The organism is Bradyrhizobium sp. Unk1, assembly GCF_059512345.1.
Genome location: NZ_JCAMOP010000031.1, coordinates 105,302 through 115,528 on the forward strand (window position 1 = coordinate 105,302; position 10,227 = coordinate 115,528).

The following is a 10,227-nucleotide window of genomic DNA, read 5'->3' on the forward strand; positions in this document are numbered from 1 at the left end:
ACAGCGCGCCGAAGGCGGCGCCTGAGCCATCGCCCGCGGCTGCGTTCCGCGTCAACGATAAAAACCCGCCAGCCGGAGCTGGCGGGCCATTCAACTGCGGTGTGAGCGCGGGACCGAAGCCTCGCGCCTCAGCCGCCCTCGCGCAGTCCCTGCTCGATCACTTTCAAACGTTTTCGGAGAGCGCGATCTAGGGCGCTGGCTTCTCTTGGCGCAATTCTACCGGTGGTAATATCGGACAGCATCCTGCCCTGAAACGTCGCGATCTGGTCTAACGTCATCTGCTCGATTTGAGCAATCCGCGCCTCAACGTCGGCATTTGCTTCCGCCCTGTTGCGCATGCGCTTGCTCCCCTGATGAGTCGCGATTTTGATTTTGGATCACGGCGGCGCCGAAGCAAATGCTCGCAGCGCCGGAATTGTGGATAAGCTACCGCTTCAACCGGTGGGGGTGGCCGCCGGCCGCGGCCGTGTCTTTTCCTGTGCGGTTCGCCTTTCCACACCCACGACCGGCAGTAGCTCGCGAGCATTCCGCGCCGCTAGGAATCGATAATTTGACTCTCGCCTGCGCCGCGGTTCGATGGCGTCATGACCAAGGCAGAGAACAGAGCGGCGGCGAGAGCTTGGCACCAAGAGCGCATGCGTCAGCGCGCGGAAGAAGTGCGGGCCGAGGCGGTAGCAGCCGACCTGGCCGAACTCGGCCGGCTTCGCCACTACCTCATCTTCGGCAGGAAGGATCGCCGCGCCGACCGCGAGAAGCTGATGAGCGCCATTGACGACTACGTCGGTGAGATGACCGGCGATCGAACCGCGCTGCACGCCGAAAACCACAAGTGCGGGTGAAGCAGTTCGGCCTGGGGGACGAAGAATCGGGTAGTCGATCTGCATGAAACTCGCCGCCGAACGTGCCTTTGCCGCTCCTGAAGCCGCCGCCCGCAAACTGGTCGAGCTCGCGAAGACCATTGAAGCTGTCCAGGACGGTCGCATTCACATCGAAAAGCTCAATGCTCCGTTTCTCTACACGCTCAAGGCCACCGGGTTGGAGTTCGGCGCCGGCATCAAGCATGCAGTTGAGAAGGGCTGGCTCGAGCTGCACGAGAGCGGGACCTATGTCCGGCTGATCGACACCAACGCAAAAGCGGCCCCAGCAAAAGACTAAGTTGCCGGGGCCGTTTGGAGGCTACCTTGGCGGTAATGGGGTCGCCAGGTCGTCATGAGCATAGGAAAAACCGGCAATCAGTTCTGTCCACTTGTGCCCAAAGCGGTATAGTTCCAGATCGGGAACGGAACCGATCGCAATGAAGTTTAGAAGGGACGGCCCGCCAGCGTGACCAGCGGGCTGGTAGCGATCGTCAGGCGCAGTCGCGACCTCCGCGGGGTACGATCGAAGTACTGGCTGGCTCGTGGAGCTTCGCGCGCGTTCTCAATGTCCGAAAGGAGGTTCCAATGCGTACTCCGGCCTTGGCGATTTTGGCAATCGGGATGGCATCAACAGAGCCGGCGGCAGCTCAGACGTATAATCCGGCCTATCCGGTTTGCCTGCACGTTTACCGCGCGGGGGCCAACTATTACGATTGCAGCTACACATCGCTGCCTCAGTGCAACGCTTCGGCATCGGGCCGCGCCGCAGAGTGCGCCACAAATCCATACTTCGCGGGCGTGGAAAACCCCGCAGCTTATCGGCGGCACGGCCGCCGCGCCTACTAGGGCAGTTGCGAGAGACGCCCAGCCCGCCAGCGTGAACCGGCGGGCCATTCAACTGCGGTGTGAGCGCGGGGCCTTGCGCGGACACTGACGGAGGACCTCACATTTGTAAGGCGTCAGTCAGCTCGCGGGTCCATAATCCGAGATATGGACGTCGCGCTTACTCACACCCCATGGTGCTGGATGGCAAACAGTTGCGTAAAGAGGCCGCAGAAGCGCGGCAGATGGCCGATGCGGCCAGCAACCAGCAAGACAAGGATTTCTGGCTCGGAATAGCCAAAGGTTGGTTAAAGCTCGCTCTCGAGACCGACGAGCTAATGGGCAAGCGGCCATGAACGCGCGCCCTCATTTTTGGCAAATTAGGCCACCCCCGAAATCGAACTAGGCCACTGAGGCCCGCCAGTGCGAACCGGGGGGCTGCTGCTTGGGCCGCCTGCGTTTCGGTACCGCAATCCCTAGCGGCTTGTGCCGACGCTAACACCGCGCTTCTATCGGACGATCCGATCAAGACGGCAGCCCGTTATACAACCAAATATCTGATCTTTCATTTGGGTGCCTACCCGGCAACCCCTAATGCAAGCGCGCACATCGTCGCCCCACACACGGCCCTTGGTTTGAGAACTCGAGATACATCGATTGTTGCATGCCTTGTCGTTATCGGGGCATTTGGACAAACACGCCGCAAGGCCAAGTCGCTCGCCTTCTGAAAATGTCGCTTCTTGGGCGGTTGCGAGCGTCGTTGTTGTCGCCGCAATATAAAGGGCTAGTGCGAGCGCGCTCTTTAGGATTTCTGTAGCCGACATTATCTCCTGCCTCTGTTTTGAGACCTCGGAAAGCAGCGTACGCCGGATACACCACCAAGGCGCAAGGCGGCCAGGAAATATCGGATCGCGAAGTAGCCCGCCAGCGCGAACAGGCGGGCTCATTATGCTCATGCGGACCGGGTTAATCGCGTCTCCGCCGATCAATCTTACTGTGGCCAAGGAAGAACAAACCGACCAGCACGCCAATAGCGGCGGGTATGACAAGGCTGAGACAGTCTATGACGCACCGCCTCTCAGCAAAGGAATCGCCCGACCGATAACTGACGTGGTCCGCCAGCTGAGGCTGCCTTACCTCTCCTCGCTCCTCGCGAGCGTCGCCAGTCTATCCAGCTGGCCGGCCAACCCCACAAAAGTTCTGGCGATGTTTTTCAGGACGGCGGCGCGATCCTTGGAAATGCCGCTTGCGCCAGAAAGTCTCTTGTAGTGGTCAGCATATTCTCGGCACTCAGCAATATTGATCAGTTGCTCAGTCCTGCCCGCGCGGAACGTAGGATCGTCTTTCCCCGCTAGCTTGCCCTCTAGCATGTTAGGCCCCTTAAGCATGTTAGGCCCCTTAAATCAGGTTCGGACACCGGGTTAGATACGGACAGCGCCGGCCTGAGTTTTGAAAAGGAACTACAACGGCGGACGAATATTTGAGTCGTCGCCGGCTCGCTGCCACAGCTGGCCGAGCGGCCCCGGCCTAGCCCCTTGATCCCCCCGCAGCCGGGGCCGTTCTCTTCGCCTTGTAGTATCGGAGTAGCGTATGCGTTCCTCGCCCTCGATCGTGCCGGCCGACCGCCTCGACCGCGACGTCTATCTGGTGCCCGAAGACTTCGGCGCGCGCGCGGGTTGCGCCTGGCGCGAAACGGACGAGGCCGACACCGACCTCGAGACCGTCCTCCAAAATCTCCTGTCCGGTCAGTACGCCTATCCGGTCCGAATTGCATCCTTCAATCCCGTCGAGGGGTGGTCGCGGGATGCGACTTCCGACATCGCCGACGCACTGGCCCAGCGCGCAGCCGACACCGACGCGGAGGTCTCGTCTGCACTGCAAGACTTCATCGCCGCCAACGCCACAAGGCGCTTCGACTGGCAGCTAGCGCTGCCATTGCGCGGGGTCGTCTGATGCCCAGCGCGGAAAAGCCCGTGGCTGCAGGCGCAATAACCACGACGTGCGTCAACTGCGACGATCTCGGCTGGGTTTGCGAGAACCACCCCGACCGCCCTTGGGACGGCCCGCGCGCCTGCAGCTGTGGCGGCGCTGGCGCCCCCTGCCCGGCCTGCAACGTTCCTGCCGAAGGTGAAGTGCCGCGGTTGCCGAAAGGATTTCAGGTGGAGGTCGACAAGGACGGCTGGCGACATTGAATGAACGTCTGCACTCGAGCCCGATCTACATCTGCCAGACGGTCGCTTCCTCGTGAGTCCACGCTGCATAGAGTGCGCGGATCGCCTTCAGGCGGTCATGGTAGCCGGGCGGTTGACCAGCCTTGACGTACCGGGTCTGAACACGAAGAGACCAGCGGGCCATGGAGGCGCCGAGCCGCTGCGCCACCACCCACGCAACCCCGGCCACAGCGCGGAAAAGCCCGTGGCTGCAGGCGCAATAACCACGACGTGCGTCAACTGCGACGATCTCGGCTGGGTTTGCGAGAACCACCCCGACCGCCCTTGGGACGGCCCGCGCGCCTGCAGCTGTGGCGGCGCTGGCGCCCCCTGCCCGGCCTGCAACGTTCCTGCCGAAGGTGAAGTGCCGCGGTTGCCGAAAGGATTTCAGGTGGAGGTCGACAAGGACGGCTGGCGACATTGAATGAACGTCTGCACTCGAGCCCGATCTACATCTGCCAGACGGTCGCTTCCTCGTGAGTCCACGCTGCATAGAGTGCGCGGATCGCCTTCAGGCGGTCATGGTAGCCGGGCGGTTGACCAGCCTTGACGTACCGGGTCTGAACACGAAGAGACCAGCGGGCCATGGAGGCGCCGAGCCGCTGCGCCACCACCCACGCAACCCCGGCCACGACAGCAATGAGAGTGTGTATCGCTGTCTATCGGTATTTGTACGGACCGTTGACCGGCGTCGATAGACTTCGGACGGGGCTTGCCCCCACAAAAGCTTGCCCTTTCTTCTGCTCTTCTGCTGGCTTCACACCCTACTCGTCGCCTTCGACCTGCTCTACCTCAACGGCCGCGACCTGCGGAAAGTCCCCCTGCTCGAGCGCAAGGCTGCGCTGAAAAAGATCATCACCAGCAGTAACCTCCAGTTCATCGAAAGTTTTGCGATTCGACGGCCACGGGATGTTTACACACGCCTGCAACGGGCGTCGAAGACGCGGTGTCGAAGGGCGCGATGGAATCTGTCCGCGTCGGCCAGGCCGGAGCGTCTACGCTCAGTACAGCGGAGATCGCTGAAGTCGGACAAGGTCAATGAGCGACTAGGTGCGTCTGGAACTCTGTCACATCCCTAACCTCTTGCGCCGTCGGCCTATCGCGACCATGGTAACGAAGAGGAGCGCTCTCAAACAAACAGAAAGTCATTCGCCGTCATCAAGTCGGTGAAGTTTGCAAGGGTAACCTGATCAGCTCCCGCCAGAATAATGATGCTAGTTCCGCTCTGGGTGATGACAAGGTCACCAAACGACTGCACGCCCGCAACGTCAACGAAAGCGATCCTATCACAGAGAACTCCGACGTAAGCTGGTTGGTACGACGAGGCAGGTCGGGTACCGCTGGTATCGGGGCCGTCGTGCTCGTTCTAAGTTCGGAAGCAGCATCAGCTACCTTGAATTCAGGCACAGGGGGCTGAGACCGCTCGGCCGGTCTGGGCCGCAGCAACTCTGCGCGCGCGTCAACGACCGGGCTCCGCTTACCACGCGCAATCTCGTCCTCGTCCAAATTAGCCACGGGATCTTTTGCTACGCGAGAACGAGCGGGTTTCTTCACCGTCGCAATGCCCTCGGCCAGGAACCAGCATTCGCGGCGACCATCGACTCGATAGACCCAATGCTGGCCGTCGGGGGTCGAGTTGCCGGGGCGTGCCAAGCATTCCGGTTGCGCCGGATAGGTCGGAGCGCGTGCGCGCGGAGCGATACTGAACAAGTCGTCAAGAGGATTGGAAGACGCGGGCGTCGTTGAAAGAATTCCAGCGAGAGCAAAGCCAGCGAAGCAAATCCTCAACCGCCCCTTCGCGCCGACATGGGCGGCCATGCGGCTCAAAATTGGCGGCGCGATAGATTCATCATGTGTGACCAGTCTGGGTTCGAGTAGCAGCGGCTGCCAAGTGCAGCAGGCGGCACTCGGACCGTGGCTTACGACCGTGGATGAGCTGAGGATTTGGCCGATCAGTTGCCATATCCCTTTGCAAGTGCGGAAGAATCCTGCCGGGGTGTGAAGGAGTGGATATCCGCAAACGTTAATGGATCGGCCTGCAGGCGCTGTTTTCCGCGCTTACTGTTCGTATGTGCGTCGCAGAGCTACTGCCGTTGGGGCATCAGCGGAGGTGAGCCCTACCCTAGCTAGCCTGCTCAGTCCGCTTCAACCTGGGTCAGGAGCCGACTAGTTGGTAAGATTCGCGTTTGAACTCTCCCGCGCCGTCATTACTGTGACTGGATTGCCAATTGCCTTTCCCGCCGCGGATGGTGTCAATGAACAGCTTCGCGGCCGGGTTCAAACCAATCGGACCACCATGTCCTCTAGCTCCAAAGCTAGTATCGCCAAGAAAGCGCGCACGAGGGCTGAGACGGATTTTGCCACCTGGCTCATGATGGCCAAGCTCGGTGGTTTCGATGACCTGCCGTCCAGCGCCCAAAGCTTTCTGACTAACTATCGAACTCGGCTCGAGACAATGAGCGAGGCCGAGTCCACGGCCCTAGCCGTTCGCGAGGTCTACAGCGCTTATTACAGCGAGATGGGAGGCGTGGGCGCGCCCCCGGAACCAAAGGCTCGCACACCAATGACAGAGGGCAAAGTCGTGCGGCTCAAGAAACGGCCTAATCAGCCCGGTCTATCGGCTGCACTGCATTCGTCGAAGCCAATGATCCGAGAACCCCTTCCAGCACTGCTCATTTTGGCGAGCATGGTGGCTCTGATTGTCGCATATAGATTTCTGGCGCAGTAACACTGCCCGCGGATTGTGGGGACGAAGTGCCGCTCACAGTAACCGCGGACATCGCTGCACTTCGCATTTGTGCCAAAGGTGGAAGTGATCCCGACTCGCGGCGTCGCGAAACGGCGATTGTGCGACACATCGAGAATGGCTCTGTTTAGCAACTTCCCTGCTTAAAGGGAGCGGCCGCCGCGCCGGCCCCTCCCCATTTTGGCTGCGGGGGCGAGCCACGTCCTCGTGCGCCGTCGGAGACGGGCAATGACCATAAGAACCTTTTGCACGCTGACCGCCGCCATCTTTGCCCTGAGCGCGCCTTTGCAGTTGATCCGGATTGTGATGGACTGGTCCGTCACCTTAAATGGCGTCGATGTGCCGTTTTGGGTGAGCTGGATTGCCGTCACCGTGGCGGGCGCGTTGAGCTTCGTCGGTTGCCGCGCCGCCATGCGCAGCTAATTGCTGGCAGAGCCCACCCGGGCCGATCTGTCGCCGGGCAGCGGAGCCACTTCCCTACTCGCGGATATCGAGCCGTCGTGCTCTACCGCGACAGCGGCTTAGTGCAATTCGCGTCGGTTTGGCATACCTGCATCCATGTCCGGTCTTCCCCGAACAGCCGACGCCGAAGAGATGGTACGCTTCGACGCTAAGGGCCACAAGCCGACTTTGGGCACTTCCCGACGAGGCATCTTGCAGGTTAGCCTGCATAGGTTGCTTGGGAGGTACATCATGGCAAGGTGGGGTTTTTCGATCGTTGCATTGCTCGCGTTTGCGTTTATCAAGCATTTGGTGCCGAGCGCTCACGCAGCCGAGATCAGAGTTCTGGCGGGTGGCGCGATGAACGCGATCTGGACGGAGCTCAGGCCGAAATTCGAACAGGCTTCGGGCCACAAGCTCAATATCTTCTTTGGTACGACGCCAAACTTGATCAAGGAAGCAACGTCGGGGAAGCCATTCGACGTCGGCATTGTGCCAGTTGAGGTGATGCAGGATGCGGCCGCACGGGCGCGGTTTGTGAGTGACCCGACCATCGACATCGCCCGCGTCGGCCTCGGAGTCGCAGTTCGAGCTGGCGGGACGACGCCGGACATCTCGACACCCGACGCATTGAAAGCGGCGCTGTTAAAGGCAGACTCGGTTGCTTCAATTCCGCAGAGCGCGACTGGCTATTCGATCGCGAAAGTGTTCGATCGGCTCGGCATCACCGAGCCGATGAATGCAAAGATGAAGCCGCAGCCGACGCCAGTGCAAGTTGTCGCCGCGGTCGCGACGGGAGAGGCCGAGCTTGCCCTGTTCCTGATGAACGTGTTGATGGCTCCGGGGCTCGACCTAGTAGGCCCGTTTCCAGCTGAAGTGCAGCAGGACGTTGTGTTCACGGCCGCACTCGGCACGGAAACTAAGGAAGCCGCCGCTGCAAAGGCCCTCCTCGACTATTTGAAGACGGAGGACGCCGAGGCGGTCATCAAGGGCGAAGGCATGCGTCCCGGTTGAAGTTTGCGTCAGACGATGCGCGTCACGTCTGCTCTGGGTCAATCGCGTCGTTTTACCAGTCGGCCAGCTACTTCCGGTCTAACCTCAACTTCGGACATGTCGCAGCACTGCGCCAACTGACGCGATGGGCCACGGGCGGAACTGATGTTGCTGATTTTGAATTACATCATGGGACCCGGAATGAAGCAGCGAATATCGGTCACGCGTGCTGGCATGCCATCGATATATTCATACACGGGCCACGCAATGGTCCGTCCGGTGAGGTTGGGTCCGACAATCACCGCTTCCGGTGGCACATCCCACCATTGTCCGTACAAACGGACGCGGTATCCGTCGCCCTTGCTCTCCCAATCGGGGCCGGCGACTGCTATTCCGTCCGTGTTTGAGCAGCATGGCCCCTTGCCACTTTTGAGGCTCTCGAACCAGTGATTGAGTTCGGGGCGGTTAGGATCGTGCGCGTGCGCTGCCAAGTGCGAGACCAGTAGCACGATAAATGTCGTCGCCGAGTTTGCGGCCATCAAGGGCATGTTCGTCATCGCAATTTCTCTAAAAAAACAAGAAATTAGCGCCGCGATTTCCTCAAAATGCGTTAGTTCAAACTGCGCGGTCTTTCCGATACGAGCCGCGTCATGTTGCACCAATTGCAGACAATTGGGCGACTTCCAAAAATCCCGCTCGTTGCTACGTCTGCGATGCAGACACTAAGGTTCAAGCGGCTGCCGATGTCCGGTAAGGGTCAAAAGCGCCGCCTTGACAACCCTGCCGTCACTTCCGGTCTACCCCAAGCAGCAGACGTTGGGACCGGCCGTTGGCAACAAAAAGAGACGTACTGAAGCGACGCGCGGTTATGCGCGCAACAATGAGGCGGTTGCGCAGTTCCAGTGGCCCGTTCAACTCTCGGTCGAGGAGTGGCAATGTGGTCGGCCAAGGCTCCGGCCGCGACGCCGCCGTCGGGGCCCACAACCTAGCTGGCGCTTTTTTGAATGGCGGTTGGCAGCGTGTCGGATTTGTGCTTTTTGCAATAGGCGACAACTTTTTCGGAATTCTTTTGCAGGCGGTCGTAGTCCAAAACATTATTATTTGCGGCCGCGTTATAGTAGCCGCTCATGAAATACCTTACGAAATCTCGGTCTGCTGAACCGTATCCTAGCCAATTTCCGCAAGTGATCTTGTTCATGTCCAGTTTGATCTGAGCCGCGGCTGGCGCTGATGCCGCGCCTATCAAAATCACAGAAACGACAAGAGCCCTGCATTTCATAGCGATCCTCCAAAGTCCCGAGCCGTCAATTTTTGCCTACCGATTGTTGCAAGCCATACATAACGCTTTCCGCCGGATGGTATTGGCACCATGCCTTTACGTTGGCGATATTTTGTTGATGCAAAGCAAGGTCCACAAAGGTCCTGTTGTTCTGATAACTGAACCAACCGCTCATCCAGGCAGAAAACTTATCTGACTGTGACTGCGGCATAGCAAGATATTGGCTACATATGATCTTGCCCATATCAATGGTTACCTGCGCATTCGCAACGATTGGAATTATCGAGACAGCAAACGTCAGACTGATCAATCTACATCTCATCGAGGTTGTCCTTGATGCTGATCTACAGGGATCTGGAGAGGGCTGCCGCCACAAGGACGCAAGAACACAAAGTCTCGCGCCGCTCATGTTGATCTAGATCAACAGACGTCCGCTTGGGGTCAAATGCGAAGAACCTAGCGTTAGCAAATCTGGTCCGCTCCGACCCACTAAGCGGACATCAATCGGAGGTGCTGCCACTTCGCATTTCCGGGCTCATGCGTGTGCCGTTCCGAAGGATGGAACTACACTGGCTTTTCACTATTTGTGTTGAGCGGTAGTTCTCTCGCGGCAATCTCGAAACGAGGTTCGCTATGACCTCCAGGTCCTCGATCAGACGGCTCGGTCCGCCGCTCGTCGCTTTTTTTCTGACCATCTGGCCGTTAGTTTCGTCGGTACATGCTGTTGAGGACGCTGGAAAGGTTGGCGTCGTGTCCTTTGGCCTGTTCGGGGATCAAAGCGTGTTTAGATCCGAGGCTACCGGTGCAGCTCAGGTCGTAGCTGGCCGTTTTCGGACTGGCCCGATCAATGTGGAGTACAATTCCAAGAAGGGCGGAAAT

14 protein-coding genes are annotated in these 10,227 nt (G+C 59.4%); 9 read left to right on the forward strand and 5 right to left on the reverse strand.

What is annotated here, in order from left to right:
- Positions 1–128 precede the first annotated feature (128 nt).
- Positions 129–338: a hypothetical protein gene (locus AC5ZFO_RS32970; RefSeq protein ID WP_282519181.1), complete on the reverse strand. Its 210-nt coding sequence runs from the start codon at positions 336–338 to the stop codon at positions 129–131.
- Between the two features lie 246 nt (positions 339–584).
- Between AC5ZFO_RS32970 and AC5ZFO_RS32975 the strand changes: the two genes are divergently transcribed.
- The 4 genes from AC5ZFO_RS32975 to AC5ZFO_RS32990 all read left to right on the forward strand — a co-directional run bounded on the left by AC5ZFO_RS32975 (position 585) and on the right by AC5ZFO_RS32990 (position 2,035).
- Positions 585–839: a hypothetical protein gene (locus AC5ZFO_RS32975; protein ID WP_282519180.1), complete on the forward strand. Its 255-nt coding sequence runs from the start codon at positions 585–587 to the stop codon at positions 837–839.
- Positions 840–882: 43 nt separating this feature from the next.
- Positions 883–1,155 (forward strand): hypothetical protein, encoded by a 273-nt coding sequence (locus AC5ZFO_RS32980; protein ID WP_496123022.1) that lies wholly within the window; start codon positions 883–885, stop codon positions 1,153–1,155.
- 287 nt (positions 1,156–1,442) lie between these two features.
- Positions 1,443–1,703, forward strand: coding sequence for a DUF3551 domain-containing protein (locus tag AC5ZFO_RS32985; protein WP_282519179.1), 261 nt, complete (start codon positions 1,443–1,445; stop codon positions 1,701–1,703).
- A 170-nt stretch (positions 1,704–1,873) separates the two neighbouring features.
- Positions 1,874–2,035: a hypothetical protein gene (locus tag AC5ZFO_RS32990; RefSeq protein ID WP_282519178.1), complete on the forward strand. Its 162-nt coding sequence runs from the start codon at positions 1,874–1,876 to the stop codon at positions 2,033–2,035.
- 777 nt (positions 2,036–2,812) lie between these two features.
- Here AC5ZFO_RS32990 and AC5ZFO_RS32995 read toward each other — a convergent pair.
- Entirely contained in the window at positions 2,813–3,049 is a 237-nt protein-coding gene (locus AC5ZFO_RS32995) for a hypothetical protein (protein ID WP_496123023.1), read from the reverse strand.
- 220 nt (positions 3,050–3,269) lie between these two features.
- On the opposite strand from AC5ZFO_RS32995, the gene AC5ZFO_RS33000 reads away from it, so the two are divergent.
- From AC5ZFO_RS33000 to AC5ZFO_RS33020, 5 genes are all read left to right on the forward strand, one after another.
- Complete coding sequence (locus AC5ZFO_RS33000; RefSeq protein WP_282519176.1) at positions 3,270–3,632, forward strand: hypothetical protein; 363 nt, start codon at positions 3,270–3,272, stop codon at positions 3,630–3,632.
- Between the two features lie 985 nt (positions 3,633–4,617).
- Complete coding sequence (locus AC5ZFO_RS33005; RefSeq protein ID WP_496123024.1) at positions 4,618–4,968, forward strand: ATP-dependent DNA ligase; 351 nt, start codon at positions 4,618–4,620, stop codon at positions 4,966–4,968.
- 1,217 nt (positions 4,969–6,185) lie between these two features.
- On the forward strand, positions 6,186–6,617 hold the full coding sequence (locus tag AC5ZFO_RS33010; protein ID WP_282519581.1) for a hypothetical protein: 432 nt from the start codon (positions 6,186–6,188) through the stop codon (positions 6,615–6,617).
- A gap of 246 nt (positions 6,618–6,863) precedes the next feature.
- Entirely contained in the window at positions 6,864–7,058 is a 195-nt protein-coding gene (locus AC5ZFO_RS33015; RefSeq protein ID WP_282519175.1) for a hypothetical protein, read from the forward strand.
- Between the two features lie 300 nt (positions 7,059–7,358).
- Positions 7,359–8,090, forward strand: coding sequence for a molybdate ABC transporter substrate-binding protein (locus AC5ZFO_RS33020; RefSeq protein ID WP_496123025.1), 732 nt, complete (start codon positions 7,359–7,361; stop codon positions 8,088–8,090).
- Positions 8,091–8,251: 161 nt separating this feature from the next.
- On the opposite strand, the gene AC5ZFO_RS33025 is transcribed toward AC5ZFO_RS33020, so the two are convergent.
- From AC5ZFO_RS33025 to AC5ZFO_RS33035, 3 genes are all read right to left on the reverse strand, one after another.
- A complete protein-coding gene (locus tag AC5ZFO_RS33025; protein ID WP_282519173.1) occupies positions 8,252–8,626 on the reverse strand; it encodes a hypothetical protein in 375 nt (124 codons plus the stop codon).
- A 428-nt stretch (positions 8,627–9,054) separates the two neighbouring features.
- Positions 9,055–9,348 carry an HdeA/HdeB family chaperone gene (locus AC5ZFO_RS33030; RefSeq protein ID WP_085402474.1) on the reverse strand — a complete coding sequence of 98 codons (294 nt, stop codon included), beginning with the start codon at positions 9,346–9,348 and terminating at the stop codon, positions 9,055–9,057.
- Between the two features lie 25 nt (positions 9,349–9,373).
- On the reverse strand, positions 9,374–9,658 hold the full coding sequence (locus AC5ZFO_RS33035; RefSeq protein WP_224580654.1) for an HdeA/HdeB family chaperone: 285 nt from the start codon (positions 9,656–9,658) through the stop codon (positions 9,374–9,376).
- Between the last annotated feature and the right edge of the window lie 569 nt (positions 9,659–10,227).

What these genes read in the sequence shown, in the direction of transcription:
- AC5ZFO_RS32970 (WP_282519181.1), bottom strand. Translation starts at nt 338, where the DNA reads ATGCGCAACAGGGCGGAAGCAAATGCCGACGTTGAGGCGCGGATTGCT.
- AC5ZFO_RS32975 (WP_282519180.1), top strand. Translation starts at nt 585, where the DNA reads ATGACCAAGGCAGAGAACAGAGCGGCGGCGAGAGCTTGGCACCAAGAG.
- AC5ZFO_RS32980 (WP_496123022.1), top strand. Translation starts at nt 883, where the DNA reads ATGAAACTCGCCGCCGAACGTGCCTTTGCCGCTCCTGAAGCCGCCGCC.
- AC5ZFO_RS32985 (WP_282519179.1), top strand. Translation starts at nt 1,443, where the DNA reads ATGCGTACTCCGGCCTTGGCGATTTTGGCAATCGGGATGGCATCAACA.
- AC5ZFO_RS32990 (WP_282519178.1), top strand. Translation starts at nt 1,874, where the DNA reads ATGGTGCTGGATGGCAAACAGTTGCGTAAAGAGGCCGCAGAAGCGCGG.
- AC5ZFO_RS32995 (WP_496123023.1), bottom strand. Translation starts at nt 3,049, where the DNA reads ATGCTAGAGGGCAAGCTAGCGGGGAAAGACGATCCTACGTTCCGCGCG.
- AC5ZFO_RS33000 (WP_282519176.1), top strand. Translation starts at nt 3,270, where the DNA reads ATGCGTTCCTCGCCCTCGATCGTGCCGGCCGACCGCCTCGACCGCGAC.
- AC5ZFO_RS33010 (WP_282519581.1), top strand. Translation starts at nt 6,186, where the DNA reads ATGTCCTCTAGCTCCAAAGCTAGTATCGCCAAGAAAGCGCGCACGAGG.
- AC5ZFO_RS33015 (WP_282519175.1), top strand. Translation starts at nt 6,864, where the DNA reads ATGACCATAAGAACCTTTTGCACGCTGACCGCCGCCATCTTTGCCCTG.
- AC5ZFO_RS33025 (WP_282519173.1), bottom strand. Translation starts at nt 8,626, where the DNA reads ATGACGAACATGCCCTTGATGGCCGCAAACTCGGCGACGACATTTATC.
- AC5ZFO_RS33030 (WP_085402474.1), bottom strand. Translation starts at nt 9,348, where the DNA reads ATGAAATGCAGGGCTCTTGTCGTTTCTGTGATTTTGATAGGCGCGGCA.